20 protein-coding genes and 1 tRNA gene are annotated in these 18,972 nt (G+C 56.0%); 9 read left to right on the forward strand and 12 right to left on the reverse strand.

All coding sequences use genetic code 11. The features are described from left to right. The coding region (locus N430_RS28725) for an integrase core domain-containing protein (RefSeq protein ID WP_165837399.1) at window positions 1-313 on the forward strand (313 nt) is incomplete at its 5' end. Between the two features lie 506 nt (window positions 314-819). Then, entirely contained in the window at window positions 820-1,170 is a 351-nt protein-coding gene (locus tag N430_RS28730) for a type II toxin-antitoxin system RelE/ParE family toxin (protein WP_110639970.1), read from the forward strand. Here N430_RS28730 and N430_RS28735 read toward each other — a convergent pair. Continuing rightward, the gene (locus N430_RS28735) at window positions 1,167-1,490 is read right to left on the reverse strand and encodes a helix-turn-helix domain-containing protein (RefSeq protein ID WP_110639971.1); all 324 of its coding nucleotides are present in this window, start codon (window positions 1,488-1,490) and stop codon (window positions 1,167-1,169) included. The two genes, N430_RS28730 and N430_RS28735, sit on opposite strands and share 4 nt — an antisense overlap. Window positions 1,491-2,242: 752 nt before the next feature. Between N430_RS28735 and N430_RS28740 the strand changes: the two genes are divergently transcribed. The 4 genes from N430_RS28740 (at window position 2,243) to N430_RS28750 (ending at window position 6,672) form a co-directional block, all read left to right on the forward strand. Beyond that, entirely contained in the window at window positions 2,243-3,115 is an 873-nt protein-coding gene (locus tag N430_RS28740) for an ion channel (RefSeq protein WP_110639972.1), read from the forward strand. Beyond that, the gene (locus tag N430_RS29385; protein ID WP_133248885.1) at window positions 3,115-3,933 is read left to right on the forward strand and encodes a nucleotidyltransferase domain-containing protein; all 819 of its coding nucleotides are present in this window, start codon (window positions 3,115-3,117) and stop codon (window positions 3,931-3,933) included. The genes N430_RS28740 and N430_RS29385 overlap by 1 nt, the downstream gene beginning before the upstream one ends. Before the next feature lie 497 nt (window positions 3,934-4,430). Then, complete coding sequence (locus N430_RS28745) at window positions 4,431-5,504, forward strand: nucleoid-associated protein (protein WP_110639973.1); 1,074 nt, start codon at window positions 4,431-4,433, stop codon at window positions 5,502-5,504. After that, window positions 5,488-6,672 carry a hypothetical protein gene (locus N430_RS28750; protein ID WP_110639974.1) on the forward strand — a complete coding sequence of 395 codons (1,185 nt, stop codon included), beginning with the start codon at window positions 5,488-5,490 and terminating at the stop codon, window positions 6,670-6,672. Before N430_RS28745 ends, N430_RS28750 begins: the two co-directional genes overlap by 17 nt. A 124-nt stretch (window positions 6,673-6,796) precedes the next feature. Here N430_RS28750 and N430_RS28755 read toward each other — a convergent pair whose 3' ends face one another. From N430_RS28755 to N430_RS28780, 5 genes are all read right to left on the reverse strand, one after another. Continuing rightward, a complete protein-coding gene (locus tag N430_RS28755; RefSeq protein ID WP_110639975.1) occupies window positions 6,797-7,072 on the reverse strand; it encodes a hypothetical protein in 276 nt (91 codons plus the stop codon). Beyond that, complete coding sequence (locus N430_RS28760) at window positions 7,069-8,049, reverse strand: integrase domain-containing protein (protein ID WP_110639976.1); 981 nt, start codon at window positions 8,047-8,049, stop codon at window positions 7,069-7,071. The genes N430_RS28755 and N430_RS28760 overlap by 4 nt, the downstream gene beginning before the upstream one ends. A 928-nt stretch (window positions 8,050-8,977) precedes the next feature. Next, window positions 8,978-10,297 (reverse strand): integrase arm-type DNA-binding domain-containing protein, encoded by a 1,320-nt coding sequence (locus N430_RS28770; RefSeq protein WP_110639977.1) that lies wholly within the window; start codon window positions 10,295-10,297, stop codon window positions 8,978-8,980. A gap of 163 nt (window positions 10,298-10,460) precedes the next feature. Then, a tRNA-Thr gene (locus N430_RS28775) sits at window positions 10,461-10,536 on the reverse strand. Between the two features lie 97 nt (window positions 10,537-10,633). Beyond that, window positions 10,634-10,882 (reverse strand): hypothetical protein, encoded by a 249-nt coding sequence (locus N430_RS28780; RefSeq protein WP_110639978.1) that lies wholly within the window; start codon window positions 10,880-10,882, stop codon window positions 10,634-10,636. A gap of 478 nt (window positions 10,883-11,360) precedes the next feature. On the opposite strand from N430_RS28780, the gene N430_RS28785 reads away from it, so the two are divergent. Then, the gene (locus N430_RS28785) at window positions 11,361-11,630 is read left to right on the forward strand and encodes a hypothetical protein (protein ID WP_110639979.1); all 270 of its coding nucleotides are present in this window, start codon (window positions 11,361-11,363) and stop codon (window positions 11,628-11,630) included. Next, entirely contained in the window at window positions 11,627-11,899 is a 273-nt protein-coding gene (locus tag N430_RS28790; RefSeq protein WP_110639980.1) for a DUF3077 domain-containing protein, read from the forward strand. The genes N430_RS28785 and N430_RS28790 overlap by 4 nt, the downstream gene beginning before the upstream one ends. A gap of 256 nt (window positions 11,900-12,155) precedes the next feature. Here N430_RS28790 and N430_RS28795 read toward each other — a convergent pair whose 3' ends face one another. From N430_RS28795 to N430_RS28815, 5 genes are all read right to left on the reverse strand, one after another. Continuing rightward, window positions 12,156-13,361, reverse strand: a complete 1,206-nt coding sequence (locus N430_RS28795) for a methyltransferase (protein ID WP_110639982.1) — start codon at window positions 13,359-13,361, stop codon at window positions 12,156-12,158. 119 nt (window positions 13,362-13,480) lie between these two features. Beyond that, a complete protein-coding gene (locus N430_RS28800; protein WP_015268628.1) occupies window positions 13,481-14,170 on the reverse strand; it encodes an ABC transporter permease in 690 nt (229 codons plus the stop codon). Next, a complete protein-coding gene (locus N430_RS28805) occupies window positions 14,171-14,863 on the reverse strand; it encodes an ABC transporter permease (RefSeq protein WP_103448623.1) in 693 nt (230 codons plus the stop codon). A 54-nt stretch (window positions 14,864-14,917) separates the two neighbouring features. Next, window positions 14,918-15,670, reverse strand: a complete 753-nt coding sequence (locus N430_RS28810) for an ABC transporter substrate-binding protein (protein ID WP_103448624.1) — start codon at window positions 15,668-15,670, stop codon at window positions 14,918-14,920. An 11-nt stretch (window positions 15,671-15,681) separates the two neighbouring features. Then, window positions 15,682-16,455 (reverse strand): ABC transporter ATP-binding protein, encoded by a 774-nt coding sequence (locus N430_RS28815; protein ID WP_085677911.1) that lies wholly within the window; start codon window positions 16,453-16,455, stop codon window positions 15,682-15,684. A gap of 656 nt (window positions 16,456-17,111) precedes the next feature. Between N430_RS28815 and gabP the strand changes: the two genes are divergently transcribed. Further along, the gene (gene gabP, locus N430_RS28820; protein WP_110639981.1) at window positions 17,112-18,497 is read left to right on the forward strand and encodes a GABA permease; all 1,386 of its coding nucleotides are present in this window, start codon (window positions 17,112-17,114) and stop codon (window positions 18,495-18,497) included. Between the two features lie 150 nt (window positions 18,498-18,647). On the opposite strand, the gene N430_RS28825 is transcribed toward gabP, so the two are convergent. Next, window positions 18,648-18,972: transposase (locus N430_RS28825; RefSeq protein ID WP_146232707.1), on the reverse strand; the 325-nt coding region annotated here is incomplete at its 5' end.

The following is an 18,972-nucleotide window of genomic DNA, read 5'->3' on the forward strand; positions in this document are numbered from 1 at the left end:
GCTGTTCCACTCCGACCAGGGCTCGCAATATGGCAGCCGTCAGTTCCGGCAGAGACTGTGGCGCTACCGTATGCGCCAGAGCATGAGCCGCCGAGGCAACTGCTGGGATAACGCGCCGATGGAGCGAGTATTTCGCAGCTTGAAATCAGAGTGGATACCGACCACGGGCTACCTGACCGGGCAGCAAGCTCAACGAGACATTAGCCAGTACCTGATGAGCCACTACAACTGGATCCGACCCCATCAATTCAACGATGGACTGGCTCCGGCAAAAGCTGAAGAAAAACTCAAAACCGTGTCCGGGATGAGTTGACCACTACATTGGTCCGCGGCGCCGGCGCGAACTGGGGCGGCCTGCATGTTGAGAAATGTTGAGGTGGCCAGACGGTGGTTCCACGCTGGTTTCCACAAATTGCAGCCTTCCCAGTGGTAAATAGCCCAGCTCGAACGACCACAACAAAACCACGAATCTCAGGGCTAGCACCAGCCGATGATGGTAAGAGTGCCATCATGTGCGTCTGCGAATAAGATCAGACGACTTTTCTCAAGGAGAGCCGATGTGGCGAAGATGGCAGTAACGGAGCAGATGTATCAGGCGGCTTGGCATCCCCCGAGAACTCCAGTTCGAACTTGCCGGTGATCGCGTGGATCTGCTCAAGTAAGGCTAACGCGAGCTAAGTATGTGTAAGAAACATCATATTTCAGGCTGATATCCCGAAACATTTCTATCCCCGTCCACGGCAGTCGACTGCGCTAAATTCGTCCTTCTCCGGCATTTCTGCCGTCCACGATTACAGCCTTTCCTTTTTGGGTAGACCGTTGAGAAAGTTTGCGTTTGTGAGTGCAGCCGCTGAGCGTGAGTACAAGGATCTGCCGCAGGATGTTCAGGACGACTTCGGCAAAGACCTGCGCCGTATTCAATATGGCCAGGACCCCGAGCGGCCGATCAAATCGCTGACGGAGTCGGTGGGGGCGGGTGCGATAGAGCTCATCATCAACGGCAGCCCTGCATTTCGCTGCGTGTATGTGGCCAAATTTGCGGACATGGTCGTAGTGCTGCATTCGTTTGTGAAAACGACCAACAGGTCCGACCGGCATGCGATGCAGGTTGCTGAAGACCGGATGAAGGAGTTCAAGCACGAGCTTCGCAAGATGGGGTATCGGGTCTAGTTGCCAGGCGTTTGAGAGATGACGATCTGCGGAGGGGAGCCGGCATCGTTCGAGGGCAAGGTCAGGCTGGTGCGAAAGCCGAGCTTGTCGAGCATGTCCATCATGGCGTCCAGCGTGAATTTTTCGATCTTGCCATTTGCCAGCTCGGAAATGCGGGATTGGGTGACGTTCAGCCTGACCGCCGCATCATGCTGCTTGAGACCCATTTTTTTGATGCAGTCGGTGATGAAGATCGACAGGTCCATCTTCAAGGCCATCTTGCTGGCGGTGTCGGCATCATGGGTGGCGTGGAAGGGGCTTTCGTGGAATTGAAGCGCCATGGGCTGGCCTCAGTAGGGATATCTAAAATTTACGATAAAATCGTAGCGGCCTCTGGGTGGCGAGTCAAAGCGTTTTTTTGCGATGGATTTGTCTTTGAGCTGGGATGGCGATCCGTCAATTCGGTCTGTGTGCAGGTCAAGATTGCTGGGGCTGCTTTGCAGCCCATCGCAGGCGAGCCAGCTCCCACACCGATCGCGAAGCGTTCAGACTATCCGCTAACCTGTTGGCGCTGATTGGTGTTCGTATCGGAGCATGGTGAGTGCGCGGATGCAGTGCACTGAAAACAAAAAAGGCCCACCTTTCGGTGAGCCTTTTGAGTATTGCGTATGGTGGCACCAGGAGTCGAAAAACCATATAAATATATGATTTACAATATTTTTATTTGTTGTGGTGTGCGGTGCTATCTCTAAAGCTATCCTATGGCCCTCGCTTGACTCTAGGAAACTGGCCAGTGTGCTCGGTGTGGCGCCACAAATGAGTCACAGGAGGCCCCTATCTGGAAGCCTTTTCCGCGAAGACATGATGCGCACCGCATCGTCGGAAAGACGTTGTCACGGAGGCCTTCCGAGGAGATCTCTAGATGGTTTTCTGCATACGTGTGTGGTTGACTGAGGGATGTGTCGCCAGCCCACTCAGTTTTGTTTTTTGGGGCTTCCCTGCGTCAACAACTTGTTACACGCTTTTGAAGACTCATGACTTTAGGCGATCTCGGAGGGGGCAAAATGGAATTTGAAGTAATGGAGTTGAATAAATGCTCAATGGGATAGTGGTGAAGGTAATCAAAAAACTCAGGGACTGGATTGTTCCCAGGGAAATCAGAACCTTTGGTGTTTCTGAAGTGATTACTCAGCGCACATCCATTAAGAGCCTGCCGGACTCTGCTGAGATTTCTTTGTCTTTCATTAATTTTAGTTTTGAGTCAATAACTCCAAAGGAAAGGCAGATCTCAGGAAAAACTTTTTTAAAATGTTTGTTCTCACATGAAGTAATAGAAAATTTTACGTTTCAAGATTGCACTTTCCTAAACTGCTCATTCAACGGCGCCGTGTTGTTAGGGACTGAATTCCACGACTGCGAATTCCGAGAGTGTTTCTTCTATAAGGCTAAATTCAAAGATACATACGTTGATCCTGCTACCTTCCATTTTTCTAAAAAATGGCACTGGATTCGCGCTAATGTCAATTCAGGTCTATTTCAATCGCTGTATAATAACTCCAAAACCATGCATCAAGAAGAATTTGCCATGCGTGCGGATCGGAGGTTTCAATTTTATCGGAGATATCAGTACCTTTATGGGGATAGGCCAGCTATTTATAGCTTTCTAAAAGCATTGCTATTTGACTATCTGTTGGGTTACGGCTATGGCATTAAAAATAGCCTTGTAGTGACAGTGGCTTCTATTTTCGGATTTGCGTGGATTCTTGACGATAAAATAGTTTCTGAAAACGGAACTTTTTTTGAGGCTCTGTACTTTACTGTTGTTTCGCTGACGACTGTTGGGTATGGTGAGATTACTCCCCGCCATGAGGTTTTACCTCTCGCTATTACAATTGTTCTGCTTCTTTTATCTATTGCTTGGTGCGCAGTTGTCACCGCAATCATTGTGAAGAGGATAGTAAAGTAGTGGCATTCTCCATTGTTCAGTGCGGATCTACAGCTAGAGGCGACGCTAACGTTAATAGTGATGTAGACATGATCTGCATTTGGTCGGAAGAGTCGCCTGATTTTACCCGTCTCATTCATCAATATGGTGAGATAACATTTTATTCTGTCGAAACCATTCGACGAATGCGCTCCAAAGGCTCATTGTTTCTAGCGCACTTGGATGTGGATGGTGTTTTTATTGGTGGGGACGAAGCTTTACTAGAAGAGTTTCGCGGATTTCGCCCTTCTGCTAGACAGGTTCGCAGTCTATACAGAAGTACAGAAAGCTTCCTAACTACCTTGGAGTGGTTTCCTGATTGTGCTTTGGGGGAACTTTGGCTGTGTGATGTGCTGTATGTTGCTTTAAGGACTTGCGTATATTGCAAAAATGCCGCAGAGGGGATTTACAGTTTTGGCTATCTGGATGCGTTAAAGGCCTGTGGTTTAACCCGCGGCCAGATAGATATAATGCTTCTATTAAGGGAAGGTAAATATCTGTACAGGAATTCGACTAATGATTCAGATCGAGTCAACTTTGAATTCGATTCTGATCTAGCCCAGAAAGCGTGTTACGCAGTGCTCTCAGAGACTATTGACATCGCAAGAGGTGGAATGACAAATTGGGCTAGGCTGTCTCGAGGAGACTACTGGAGCGAAAGGTTGGTGGAAAGAGCAATTTTAAACGGGGAACATCGCGATGATGAGTTTATGTTAAAAATTAAACATCACGGTTATCATAAAAGGTCTCTGAGGTCGGATATATCTAGGATAGTAGAATTGCATACAAGTTGCCGCTAATTTCTCAGGGGCTCCAGATCTGCATCTTTTGAGGTTTGCTAAGGTTTTGGCAGTACTCAGAGGAAGGAACCGACGTTTGTAGATCTATACTGTTCTAGCGGATATCATAATTACCTTCGCTGCAATTAGTACTCTCATCAACTCGGACGTTGGAGCGAGAAAAAACATGCTCCCGCACGACGGGTTGAGGGGCATCTGATACATAGTAAAGCCACTGGAGGTTGTCTAGCGGATTCTGAGGGACAACGGGGCCGTTCGCCCAGGTTCCGGATTATGCTCCGGCTGCGACAGCGCTAAGCTTATGCCAAAATAAATACGGGATAGGGCGTATTTTCAGCTTGCTTGCAACTATCTAGCCAAAGGCTGACAGATTACAGGCCAGTGAATAGGTGCTTGCGGCCATCAAAATGCCAGCCTATGCTACGCGTTCAACGGATGGACAGTGCTCTCGCCCTTCCGTTCGGGGCTCTGTGGGTCAAAATGCATAGGGATTGAAGATGGCGGATGGTCGTGATGAGGCCCAGATGGTCTCTGACGCTTTACTCGATAACGAGATTGTTAATGTTATCGTTCATACCGTTAATAAAGGCGACGGCGGCTTTGTCGTGGATGATCGTAAGGAAGTTTTGGAGGTCGGAGAAACTGTCCAGCGCCTGATCGATCAACTGGCCAAAATTTATGCAGCCAAAACTGGTAAATCGCACGGTCGTTTCGAAGAGGACGCTGAAAACTATCCAGTCTCAAAATTCTTAGAAGACTATTTTCAAAAGGGTAGTAGCGACTTTGTTTCCACGACTCTGAACATGGCGAAGAGCTTGAGGAAGTCGGTTCAGGGTACAGCGTCAACGGGGGGGCACGTCTTTTTTGCCCACTTTAGGCGCGTTACAGACAAAACTGACTTTTTCATTGTTGCAATTTTGAATGATGAGCTAGGCGCGGCACTAAATAAATCAAAAGAAGTGGTGGACGCCCTTCATCTTGACATTAAAGGCTTCCGTTTGGCTGGTAGGGTGAATCTCTCAAGTTGGGCTGAGGGTGCTGATAAGTATCTGAGTTTTATTAAGGGGCGTGGACAGGATAAAGTTTCCGACTTCTTCAAGCTTTTCCTGGGCTGTAACAACTCTGTAGCCGCTGTCTTGGAAACACAAAAGCTTGGAAAAGCTTTGGAGGAATTTGTTCAGTCCAAAGAAATGTCCGAAAATCAGCGAGAAGAATTCCTGAGAAGCGCCTATTCAATATGCAAGCGCTACGCGGATAAGGACCTGCCATTTGAGGTTAAAGCGTTTGCGAATGAACTGTGGCCTGAGTCACCCGAGGACTTGAGCGATGTATTCGAAGGTTCCGGGCTCGACATATCAGATGGATTCATTCCAGATAAACGCTCACTGCGTAGCCTTGTCAAATTTACAGGTGGTTCCAAAAATTGGCGAATCACGTTCGATCGTGCAGCCCTGAGCAATGGCGAGATTGAGTTCGATACAGAATCTGAGGCACTCGTAATCAAAAAATTGCCGAACGAATTGCTAGCACGCTTACGAATGGAAGTCAGCCAAGATGGCGAAGAGGATTAGGTTTTCTGATTTGGTTCCAATCTACAGGGCGATTGAAAGCTCTGATGATGGTAACCAAATTATCAGCATAACCAATGAGCTGTTGCAGAGCTCTCTCGCCCAAGCGGTGGATGAGAATAATGCTGACGAATCGGGTATAACTGTTATCCAGGGTGACTATACTCGAATTAACTTGGGTGACACCTTTTCGTTGGACGTTTCACAACCTCGCGTTGGGCTCGGCATCCTTGCCCCTAACTTCGCGACGTATCTAACTACCACCACAGGCGCGCGCGTCAAGGAAAGAGACAATTACTACCTGATCGCGGAGCGCTTTTGCTCAATAGATCAGCCCGCGCTTGTGGTTGTCAATCGATACCGCCAAGTCTTAAGATTCGTTAAGCTACTTGCGAACTCTGCACATTACCTCGATACACAAAGAGAGGAATTGATTTTCTACAAGAATGGCCGCTTTCTTGTGCCGGTTATATACGGCGAAGAAGACGTAAATTGTCTAGATTTTTCAGCATTTGAGCGACTTGAAAATTTCGTGTTGGATCGCTACCATCATGAGCAAAAGGTGCAAATGCTGGGTGAAAATCTTATCGAGATGTTGGCGCTTACTCCGGAAAAAGATCGTTTCTCTTATCTGGTTAACAATATTAACGAGCTATACCAGCGCCTGCAGGCCAGTTACAGTATATTTGCGTCGGATTATACTTACGATAAAGCAGTCGCGGAAGTCCATTCATTTAAAGTCGACGCTATAACTAAGGTTCACAAGGCCATTTCTGATATCCAGGCCCAAGTGCTTGGGATACCCATTGCTACCTTTGTTGCGCTGAGCCAGTTAAAAGTTACTCGCTCCTTGGACGCACAGTTCGCTGCCAATACCGCAATTTTTGCAGGAGTATTTATCTTCTGCGTGTTACTCGTGGGGTTTCTCGTAAATCAACGTGCGACACTACGCACTATTGAGTCCGAGGTAAACCGGCAGCGGAAGATTTTCGAGAAACGTTTTGAAGGTAACCCTGCTGCATACACCGAAGATCTCAAGTCAGTTGACGACAGAATATGGTGGCAGTACTTCGCAGTGGCAACTATTTTTGTGCTGGATGCTGCAATGCTTTGTTGGTGCTCTGTCTATTATGTGGTTCACACACGCCCTATTTATAATTGGCTGTTTTGATATACCTTAGACGACTTTTGATCAGTAATTTCTAACAGTGTGTGATATTTTGATGGTGCCTCCTCCTTCTGACAATTGTAGTGATGGGGCAATTGCTGTCGGTCTTGACTATAAAGATCTAGCATCAGAGGTCGAAACTCCACGCTTTGTCTAGACGTTGAGCGAGTAACCGAGCCGTCAGCACGTAGTAATATCTGGTCGCTTCACTACGTTGGTTCAGTCGCTTTTCCAAAAACCAAACCATGTGTTTCCTCTGCCACATCCAAGGCGTCTCTCGCTGCCAGCGTCGTGCAATCTCGGCCTGAATAATCTTTGCCTGCCGAAGATGGCGTTTTCGGGTTGTGTGGGACCCTGTTAGCACTCCTGCTAAAAACAGCTCCATATCGAACGGCTTACTCATGTTCGCCCTCCGACATAGGCAGCGACCACGTCGATTCGACCGTGCCCCAGTTCATAGCTGATTTGCCGTCGGGCTTCACGATCAAGGTTCTTATCTACCTGGCAACATTGGCCTCCATTGATAGGCGCGCGATGTTGGGTGATTTGCTTATAGCGCTCACATGCGTACGCCGCTCGTAGCTCATGTAAGCCTTTGAGATTGTGTGCATGAAGGGTGTCCCGTGCAGGGCGGATGATTTCTTGCAGAACATTCAGGTAGCTTTCGTTGGACGCAATCAGGTTGTGGCTACCCGCAGGCGACACCTGCCGAGCAAACCCAAGTGCACCTAGAACATGGTCGTCCACCGTAATCCATCGTGGCGCCGAGGCGCCAGCGCGGCCGCCTTTGGTGCCATCCTGAATATTGATCTTGCCTAGGCCGTTAGCCTCACGGCTTAGCCGTGGCAAGTCAGCCAAGATGGCCTCACGCAAGCGCATGCCGGTAGCTCGCGCCAACAGAACGATCGCGGCGGCCCGCAGATGATCACGACTGCAAAGTGCATAGACAATCTGCTTAACCTGTTCGCGGTCTTGGCCCTGCGGCACCGAGCGTCGCACCCCGGTGCGCTGCATACCCAACGCCTTGCTCGGGCTGGGCAATTTCACATACTGATCACCGCGAAGCGCCGCCATGGTTCTGTTAACGCTGGATAGCCGGTTTTGTGCGGTGCTGATGGCGAGGTCACCGCGCCTAACCACTTCACGCAGATACGCCGCGTAGTCGGCCAACACTTTGCGATCAATCTGCCGCGCATCATTGATGCCGGGCCCCTGTTCGGAGCGGCACCACCTCACGAATGCCAACCATCGATCACTGTGCGCCTTGACCGTGCCGTAGTGGCCACCGCCGAACATGTCTTTCAACGCCTGAGGTCCTGCGTAACTCAATTGCCTGCCGTAGCCGAAATTGCGGCCGTCACGCCTACCCACCAGTGCCATGTCGGTCACCTCTTCTGATGTTCTCTGATCCCAGCCCCACGTCATCCCGCCAAGAATGCTGAGTGTTATCAGGGATCAAGGCCCCTGCGACCTGTGGGGAGTGTCCTCTACGCGGGACTGGCGGCTCCTTACGACCGGGAGCACGGGCATCTCATGATCTGGCCTCCTGAACACCGTTACCGGTGGGCGGGTGGAGGCTGCATTGGCTGACGAGACCAGTGCCGCGAGATCCTGAGCCATGTGCAAGCAGCAATGCGATGACCGGGGCGTGCCTGACTGTCAGTCAGGTGCAGTCCATTCCTTGGTCTGCGGCACCATCATCTACAGCGCTGTTGCTGGTGACATCGGCGTTTATCACGCTGATTGTCACGAGGGGGAATGCCGCAAAGCCATGTGCGATCAGGGCTGCAGCAGTGGTAGAAGTGCCCGTCTCTTTTCAGGAAAAGAGACGGGCACAGGTTGGCGGAGTATTCGGCCAAGCGGATAGGTTGCTGCAGGGCAGCGAGGTACGGAGCATCTGGCGCACGAGCGCTTTATGTGTAAGAGCATCCATCACATGGGTAGTGACCGGGCGAGCTGCCGGATGCGAATCGCCCTTGGGAAGAACCACCGCGGGAGCGGCGTGACCTTTAAGGTTCGGGCCACCTAGGGTGCTGTCATCGACAGCGCTTGCAACTCCCGGTCTACGCCTGTGGACAATGTTCGTCAAGCAAAGCGATTTCAGGGATTTAGCGCCTGTGGATAAAACTATCCCCCGGTGGACATCTGTGGTTTTCCACAGACGTACGCTGTGCCAGCGGTTTTTTTCCTAGGTATGGTCCTTTCAAACGGGGCGGCTTTGCAGCCCCGTTTGAAAGGACCCGCGCGGAGGAGCTTCATGCGGTGCTGTGGGTAACTTCACAGCTAGTTGAGGTGGTGGTGCGGCGGGTTACTCGGTCCTCTTGGCACTGCGAAGGCGCGTGACGTTCTCACCTGACTGATTGGCGAACTCATGCGGGGTGACATGCTCCTCGCGGTTTGCCTCCAGAAACCGGCTCCACCAGGTCATGATCATCCGGCGCTCTTCGAGGAACTCGGCCTTGTGGGTATAGGCGGCGCGCACGTTGTTGCGCTCCTTGTGGCTCATCTGCCGCTCGATGGCCGTCTCCGACCACAGCCCAGACTCGACCAGCGCACTGCACGCCATGGCTCGGAACCCGTGGCCGCAGATATCCACCTTGGTGTCGTAGCCCATCGTCCTGAGCGCGGCATTCACCGTGTTCTCGGACATCGGTTTCCACGGCTTGGCATCCCCCGCGAACACCAGCTCGAACTTGCCGGTGATCGCGTGGATCTGCTCAAGCAATGCCACTGCCTGCGGCGATAAGGGTACAACGTGGATATCCCCGGCCATCTTTGTACCCCTTGTGGAAAAGGGCACACCGTCCAGCGCCGGGCGGGTGTCGGGGATTTCCCAGATTCCGCGCTTTAGGTCGAACTCGTTCCAGCGGGCGAAGCGCAGTTCACTGGAGCGTACGAATACATGCAGCGATAGCATCACGGTAAGGCGCGTGAGCGGGCGACCTCTGTAATCCTCAATGCATGCCAGTAGCTCTGGCAGCCGCGATAAGGGTAGTGCGGGTCGGTGAGTTACCCGTGGTGTCTTGATCGAGCCATCAAGGTCGTGAGCCGGGTTCGCCGTGATCAGTCGCAGCCGTTTGGCTTCACGCATGATGCTTTGCAGGTAATTCTTGATCCTGAGCGCCACGTCGATGGTGCCGCGCTTCGTCACAGCCTCCAGTGGCTGCATGAGGTCGTGGGTGTCTAACTCAACGATTGCCCTGGCACCTAACAAAGGGAATACGTGAGTCTTCAACCGGCTGAGCACAGTCTTAGCGTGGCCCGGCGCCCACTTCGGCACCATGCTCGCATACCAGTCGAGCGCAACGCTTTCGAAGGTGCGGCCGTTGATCACGGCTTGGGTCTTGGTTTGTTGCTTGTACTGGATGGGATCTATACCGTTGGCGAGCTGCTGCTTGATCTCGAAGCGCTTGCGGCGTGCGTCGCCCAGCCCGACCACCGGATAGCTGCCAAGAGCGGTCAGGCCTTCGCGGCCATCGGGTTTCACGTACCTGAGCCGCCAGCCTTTGCGGCCGTTGGGTTGCACAAGCAGGTAAAGACCGTCGCCGTCGAAGAGCTTGTACTCGCGCTCTCTGGGCTTTGCCGTGCGGCAGGCGGTGTCTGTAAGCGGGGCAGTGGTGCGGGCCATAAGGGTAGTCTCCGGTATCGAAACGGACCTCTATCCTTAAAACTACCCTTATTAGCGCTGGCTACCCTCGGAATCCGACGGAACGCCAAAACGAAAAAACCCGCCAGAAGGCGGGTTTTTCGGGGGTTCCAGAGATTTTGAAAGCTTTCTATGGAACCTTGAATGGTGCCGGCACCAGGAATCGAACCCGGGACCTACTGATTACAAGTCAGTTGCTCTACCATCTGAGCTATACCGGCAATGGGGCGTCATTATAACGATCGGTTGGCGCCTGTAAACCACTTCCTTGCGAAAGCGTGCAAATAGCCTAAGTCACCGGCCCAAAAGGATATTTTCTTACCAGCCGCGGTGGATGGTGTTGACGCTCGGCTCGGTCTTGCCGGGGTTGAAAAACAGCTTGTCGTTGTCGCAGCCGCGCTTGCGGCAGGGGCTTTCCACGCGCAGGGGCAGGCCGTTGTCGCCGCCCAGCTGCATGCCGGGGGTGTTCCAGTCCAGGTTGCTGGCAGGGTGCGGGGCAGGATCGCTGGCGCAGGCGCCCAGAGTCAGGGTGAAGGCCAGCAGGGCAAGGGGTTTGGCTTGGGTCACGATGGTTTAGTCCGTTAGTCCATTGTCGATTCTGGCGCAACGCCAGACGGTCGCAGGGCTGGCGGGCAGCGTGCGACGTAGCTTTTTAATGATTTGGGGGGCGGATGATACACCGTCGGGCCTCTTCGCGGGTGAACCCGCTCCCACAGGGATCGTGGTGATTTTGTGAGGAAATTCTGAACTTGAGACCAAATGCTTCAGGATTGAGGTATTTGGGAATTATCCTACGCGCGCTACTGAACTATCGCTGTTGGCTGACAAGCGCCTTGGGGATAACGTTTCCCGGTCGTTTCGGCGACCGGGTGTGAGAACCCGAGGCGAATAATCGGTAGCCTTTCATGGCGGCCATACGCGGGCAGACTTCGGTCTGGCCGAGCTTCCTTATTCCCTCGGTTTCTCACCCCGCGTAAGGCTGCCACCCTAATCCGTGAGAAAGATTCGGATGGCGGCTCCTTTCTTTGGAATAAGGAGTTTTGCCATGAAAAAGATCGTACCCGATCCACCCCATCTATTAATCCAAACCCCCTATTTCTCCGTCCACAGCGACATCTCCTCCGAAGATGCCATCACCCATGGCGCGGAGCTCATCCGCGGTGTCGCCGAAACCATCGATGAACACTGCCGTCTCCACGCCGGCGAGCCTGGCTTGAACACGCTGGCCAACGCCGCCTTTGCGGCCGAATCGGCACTGATCCTGTTCCAGCATGCGTTGGCGAGCATGAGCGATGAAGGAGGGCCAGGCGCATGAGTGATACCACTAATACCATCGTCACGGCAGGCGTCGAAACCTTCCTGGAAGCAGGAAACCCGACAGTGGATCTGCTACGGGTGCAGCCGGGTATCCCGATCGACCATGCCTACGAACATGTGTCGGTGTTGCTCGGCTATATCAAACACCTGGTGCGCGAGGGGGATATGGAGGACGACCATAAGCTTTTGGGCGCTGCGGATTATCTGCTGGCCCTGGCCAAAGCGCTGATGAACGATATCGAGATTGCCAAGAACAAGGTGCATTGATTCAGGGGCCCTTTCGCGGGCACGCCCGCTTCCACAGGGGGCCCATTGCCTAATCGAATTTTTGTTTATGCACAAGAGGCATTGCCGCCGTGCGCGAAAGGCATGCCGCTTCTGCGTACCGCCGGTCTTTGCGCAAACGCCTGTTTTTACTGGGCTTGTGGCCCATGCTGGAATAAGCCAAACGCTTGAAATAGCGCTTGGCTCCATCCAGTCATCAAAAGCTTGTTCACAGACTTATCCACAGGTTGTGCTGCGGCTAACGGTCACGTTCGGCCAGTAGCAACAGGTTGCGTGGGGTGAGCGGGTAGTCGCAGAAAGTGCCCAAACGAACGTCGTAGCCTTGTTCTTCGAGGAACAGGGCGCGATCGAGCACCAGCCACAGCTCCAATGGGCGGCGGAACAGGTTGCGCAGGCGTTCGAGGTTGCGTACTTCGGCCAGGCGCTGCCAGCCGGCGGCCTCCAGCGCGGCCCAGTCCGGGTTACCGCGTAACGCCACACCGCGCAGGTCGGCCAGCTCACGGCAGTACTGCTCGAAAGGCTTGTCCAGCCAGGCGATCGGCAGCGAAGGGGTGGAAAGGTATTCATCACACTGGCGCTGTTCGCGCTGCAGCAGGTCGAAGCCCAGACGCCGGGCCATGGAGCAGTCGCGTTGATGGCGCACGCGGGCGCTGGCGGTGACGGCTTCGTTCAGCGGCAGGCCCAGGTCGATCATGCTCAGCTGCAGTGACGAGTTCTGCGCGGCTGTGGATAACGGCTGATAGTGCTCGCCCGGGATGCGGTTGTAGCAGCAAGGGGCCACGGCCAGGTGGCGGCAGCCTTGCTGGCTGGCCTGGCGCAGCAGGTGCACGTGCAGTTCGCCGCAGGCGTGCAGGGCGACCACGCTTTTCTCGTGGTTCAGGTGCTGGGTGCTGCTGGCAGCCATCACATCCTGGTGGACGTGGGTCGCAGGCAGGTGATGGTGATCACTCAGGGCCTGGCCGGCGGCGACCAGCTCGGGGTTGTATTCCAGGCAGGTGAGTTGCTGGCCGGGTTGCAGCAGGCGGCGGCCGAGGTGGCCTTTGCCGGAGCACCAATCCAGCCAGTGGCGGGTGTGTTCGCGAAAGCCCAGGCGGCGGCTGAAGGCTTCGATCTGCTGCCATTTGCGGCCGGGTACGGCGACGTCGAGGCGGTGGCCGGCGGTGGGCAGGCCGGTGTCGGGGAGTTCGCCGAGGGCTGACAGCTGTTCGGCTTGCGCGGCCAGTTGCGGGAACGGGGCGGGCAGGGCTTGTGGGGTGATGTCGGCTTCGGCGTCGGCCAGTGAGCATTGGCGCAGGTGGGCGGCGAGGTCGGGGTATTCGGTTTCCCAGTCCAGGCGCAGGGCGGTGAAGGGCCGGGGTTTCCACAGCGGTTGGTGCTCGGTCAGGAACTGGTCGAGGGCCTGGAAGCGGTCTTGCAGGTGGTGGCTGTGGAGGTAGGTGGACATGGGGCTGGGCTTGAGGTGGGTGGTGGTTTTGGGGGCCTCTTCGCGGGCACGCCCGCTCCCACAGGTATAGCGCAGTACCTGTGGGAGCGGGCGTGCCCGCGAAGACGGCAGTGAGAGTTTCAACGACCCTGGCAGGCGTCCACGCGCAGCCAGCGCTCCAGCAGCTTGAAGCCTTGCACCAGCACGAACGAGATCACCAGGTAGAACACCCCGGCCGCGAAGAAGATCTCCACCGGCAGGTAGGTCCGGGCAATGATCGTGCGGGCCATGCCGGTCAGCTCCAGCAGGGTCACGGTACTGGCCAAGGCACTGGCCTTGAGCATCAGGATCACTTCGTTGCTGTACGCCGGCAGGCCGATGCGAGCGGCACGTGGCAGCATGATGTAGAACAGCGTCTTGCCCCGCGACATGCCCAGCGCCCGGGCGGCTTCGATCTCGCCCTTGGGGATCGACTGCAGCGCACCGCGCAGGATCTCGGCGATGTAGGCGGCGGTGTGCAGGGTCATGGTCAGCACCGTGCACCAGAACGGATCGCGCAGGTACGGCCACAGCGAGCTGGAACGTACTGCGTCGAACTGCGCCAGGCCGTAATAGACCAGAAACAGCTGCACCAGCAGTGGCGTGCCACGGAAGAAGAAGATGTAGCTGAACGGCACGGCGCGCACGTACCAGTGGCGCGAGGAGCGGGCGATGCCCAGCGGGATGGCCAGGATCAACCCGGCAACCACGGCGATGGCCACCAGCTCCAGGGTCAGGGTCGCACCCTGGGCCAGGCGCGGCAGCCACTTGATGATGACTTCCCAGTTCATTTATTCGGCCCTCGCAAAGCCGCGAGCGGCGCGTTTTTCCATGAAGTGCATGCCGGTCATGGCGATGATGGTCAGGCTCAGGTAGATGCAGGCAGCGACCATGTAGAAGGTGAACGGCTCCTTGGTCACGGTCACGCCGATCTGCGCGTGGCGCATGATTTCTTCCAGGCCGATCACCGACACCAGCGCGGTGTCCTTCATCAGGATCATGAACAGGTTGCCCAGGCCCGGCAGGGCGATGCGCCACATCTGCGGCAGGATGATCCGCGACAGGATGCGGCCTTGGGACAGGCCCAGTGCCAGGCCGGCCTCACGGTGGCCCTTGGGGATCGCCAGGATCGCACCACGGAACACTTCCGTGGCGTAGGCACCGAAGCACAGGCCCAGGGCGATGACACCCGCGGCAAAGGCGCTCAATTCGAGGCCGGGCATGTTCAGGGCTTCGCCGAGGCTGTTCATCAGGCCGACGGTGCCGAAGTAGATAAGCAGGACCCACAGCAGCTCGGGCACGCCGCGCACCAGGGTCGAGTAGAAGCCGCCAAGCCATTGCAGCGGCTTGATCGTGGAAGTCTTGGCCAGGGCGCCGAGCAGGCCCAGGACCAGCCCCAGCAGCAGGGCGCAAAGCGCCAGTTTTACGGTCATCAGGGTGCCGGCCATCATGGCCGGACCGAATCCGTGCAGGTCGATATTCATGGGCAGGTCATTCTAGGGACTTGCGCGCCGCTGGGGCGCGCAGGTCAGGGCGGATCATTCGATGCTGAATGGGAAGTACTTGTCGTTGATCTTCTTGTACGTACCGTCAGCCTTGATTTCTGCCAGGGCTTTGTTCAGATCGTCGCGCAGCTTGGTATCACCCTTGCGCACGGCAATGCCGATCTTGTCGCTGTCCATCACCGGTTCGCCCTTGAACTCGTAGTTCATGCCGTCCTTGCTTTTCAGCCACTCGTACTGCACGTACTTGTCGGCGAGGATGCCGTCGATACGGCCGGAAACCAGGTCGAGGTAGGCGTTTTCCTGGGTGTCGTAGAGCTTGACGTTGACATCCGGGAAGTTGTCTTCAAGGTAGGTGCCTGCCAGCGTGGCGCGCTGGGTGCCGATGGTCTTGCCCTTGAGCGAAGCCTTGTCGGTCTTGAAGTCGACATTCTTCGGCGCGATGAATTGCAGCTTGTTGGAGTAGTACGGGTCGGTGAAGTCGACGGCCTGCTTGCGCTCGTCGGTGATCGACAGCGACGACACCAGGAAGTCGAACTTCTTGGCGTTCAGGGCCGGGATGATGCCGTCCCAGTCGGAGGTGACCACCGAGCACTCGACCTTCATCTTGGCGCACAGGGCGTCGCCGATGTCCTTGTCGAAGCCGACGACGTTACCGCTGGCATCCTTGTTGTTGAACGGTGGGTAGGCGGCTTCGATACCCATGCGCAGTTTTTCCGCGGCCATGGCGTTTGCCGACATCACCAGGGTGGCAGCGGCTGCCAGGAGGAACTTCTTGTAAGTGTGCATGTATTGCTCCGTTAGCGGTGGCTGGACATGAATTGCTTGCAACGCGCCGAGGTCGGGTTCTCGAAGACCTGCTGCGGCGATCCTTGCTCTTCAACCAGGCCCTGGTGCAGGAAGACCACTTCACTGGACACCTGGCGGGCAAAGTTCATCTCGTGCGTCACCAGCAGCATGGTACGGCCTTCTTCGGCCAGTGCGCGGATAACGTTAAGCACTTCCTGGACCATTTCCGGATCGAGCGCCGAGGTCGGTTCGTCGAACAGGATGACCTTGGGCTTCATGGCCAGGGTGCGGGCGATGGCAGCACGCTGTTGCTGGCCACCGGAAAGCTGGGCGGGGTAGCTGTGGCGCTTGTCGTAGATGCCGACCTTGTTCAACAGGGCTTCGGCGGCTTCGATGGCCTCGGCTTTGCTCTGGCCGAGCACGCGGCGTGGCGCCTCGATGATGTTGTCGAGAATCGACATGTGCGGCCACAGGTTGAAGTTCTGGAAGACGAAACCGATTTCGCTGCGCAGGCGGTTGATCTGGCGGTTGTCGGCGGCGATCAGGTCGCCGTTCTTGGCGGCCTTGAGCTTGAGGCTTTCGCCGGCAACGAGGATTTCACCCTGGTGCGGGTTTTCCAGCAGGTTGATGCAGCGCAGCAGGGTGGACTTGCCGGAGCCGGACGACCCCAGGATGGAGATCACGTCACCGTCGCGCGCGGTTAGCGAAATGCCCTTGAGAATTTCCTGCTCGCCGTAGCGTTTGTGCAGATTGCGGATTTCCAGCGCGGGCGTGGCCTGGGCCATGTGCGGTCCTCATGTGATCGGGTGCGTTCCCAGCTGTTGGCGGCCTTCCTGGCGAGCGCCACGCTAGCATAGCGGCAATATGACGGCCAACAGGGTCGCAGGGGGCTCAAGGCGTTGCCGGGGCAGTTTGTCGCATCGTTGCAGTGCAACGTCGCGCAGATGTCCGCAAAGGGTCTCGCCCAGCTCCATAGCCTTGATGGAAAAAAGGCGCGATGGTGCCAGTTTTGGCCGGCACTGGGAAGCTGTTTTAGACCATTCGCGGGCCATTTGCGGATCAGTCCCGCTGCTGCGGGTGCGACCGTGGCCTGTGGATACCGGCGTGAAAGGTTGTACCTACGGGTTGCGCTTTTATGCGTTGCACTGGTGCAAAGGTGTTACCGGGGAGCACCTTTGGTGCGTTTGTAAGTGGGTATTTCCGTAATCTGGACCCGGCAGGGGGATTTGGCGGCCTTTCGGTCAAAGCTTGGCCGAATGCCCTGCAACCCGCGTCGTTAAAAGGTCGGTGCATCAATCTGACGAATGCATTCAGCACATGGCGCGCTTATTGCCAGCTTATTGCCAGTAGGAAACCGCCGATTGCAGCGATGCCTAGGTCAACCCCAGGTGCGCTCTGTTCCCGCAGTCGGAGTGGTCCACTCCTTACAAAGGTAGTTTTAATGAGCGGTAACAATTCCAATGACCTCGCTCAGGGGCTCAAACAACGGCATGTCACCATGCTGTCCATTGCTGGCGTTATCGGCGCCGGTCTGTTCGTGGGTTCCGGCCATGCTATCGCAGCGGCCGGCCCGGCCGTGCTGCTGGCCTACGCCGCCGCGGGTACCCTGGTGGTACTGGTGATGCGCATGCTCGGCGAAATGGCGATCGCCTCGCCGGACACGGGTTCGTTCTCTACTTATGCCGACCGCGCCATTGGCCGCTGGGCCGGTTTTACCATTGGCTGGTTGTACTGGTGGTTCTGGGTGCTGGTGATTCCGCTGGAAGCCAACGCCGCTGCGGCCATTCTCCACGCCTGGTTCCCGTCCGTGGAGCTGTGGGCCTTCTCCCTCCTTATTACCCTGGCGCTGACCCTGACCAACCTGTGCAGCGTGAAGAACTACGGTGAGTTCGAGTTCTGGTTCGCCCTGCTCAAGGTGCTGGCGATCATTGGCTTCATCGTCGTTGGCTGCATCGCCATGTTCGGCCTGGCGCCAAGCAGCCAGGTGAGCGGCGTTTCGCATCTGTTCGACACCCAGGGCTTCATGCCTAACGGCCTGGGCGCGGTGTTGGCGGCCATGCTGACCACCATGTTCTCGTTCATGGGTACCGAAATCGTCACCATCGCTGCAGCCGAATCGAAAGACCCGGGCAAGCAGATCAGCCGCGCCACCAACTCGGTGATCTGGCGTATCTGCCTGTTCTACCTGGTGTCGATCTTCCTGGTCGTGGCCCTGGTGCCGTGGAACGACCCGGCGCTGGCTGAACTGGGTTCCTACCAGACCGTGCTGAGCCGTATCGGTGTGCCGAACGCCAAGCTGATCGTCGACATCGTGGTACTGGTCGCTGTGACCAGCTGCCTGAACTCGGCGCTGTACACCTCGTCGCGCATGCTGTTCTCGCTGAGCAAGCGTGGCGACGCCCCGGCCATCGCCCAGCGCACCACCAAGGCAGCGACCCCGCATGTGGCCGTGCTGCTGTCGACCGCTGCCGCGTTCCTCTGCGTCTTCGCCAACTACGTGGCCCCGGCCCAGGTGTTCGAGTTCCTGCTGGCCAGCTCCGGCGCCATCGCCCTGCTGGTGTACCTGGTGATTGCCGTGTCGCAACTGCGCATGCGCAGCCAGCGCGAGGCGCGTGGCGAGAAGATCGCCTTCAAGATGTGGCTGTTCCCGGGCCTGACCTGGGCGACCATTGCCTTCATCGTTGCCGTGCTGGCGGTGATGGCGCTGCGTGAAGATCACCGTGCCGAGATCATCGCGACTGCGCTGCTGAGCATTGGTGTGGTGGCGGCGGGCTTGATGGTGCACCGCAAGCGTGAAGCTGCCGGGCGGGTGGCGCTGGATAACTGATCCGCGCTGCTTCAAATGAAAAGGCCGCATCCTCTGCAGGGTGCGGCCTTTTTTATTGTCTGTACCGGCCCTTTCGCGGGCACGCCCGCTCCCACAGGTACTGCACCGCTTTCGAAACCTGTGGTGCTCCTGTGGGAGATTCTATGGTTTTCAACAAGCCAGTTTCCCGCCTTTGGTGACGTATTCGTCCTGATTTTTCATCAGGGCGAATGCCACCCGTGCGAGCTTTCTAGCCAGGATTACCAGAGCTTGTGTCGTTGCTTTTCCAGCACGCCGGTGTTGCTCGTAGACCTCTTTCCAGGCAGCCGACCTGCTAGCAGCCATCGCGGCGTTATGCAGCAGACGACGGATCTCAGAGCAGCCTCGCTTAGTGAGGCGACGGCGGCCACTTTTTTGCCCAGAATCAATCACTCTTAGGTCCATTCCTAAGAACGCTATGTACGAGTCACTGCTTTTAAACTCGCCCCGGATGAAG

It is taken from the genome of Pseudomonas sp. CC120222-01a (assembly GCF_003097235.1).
Taxonomy (GTDB): Bacteria; Pseudomonadota; Gammaproteobacteria; order Pseudomonadales; family Pseudomonadaceae; genus Aquipseudomonas.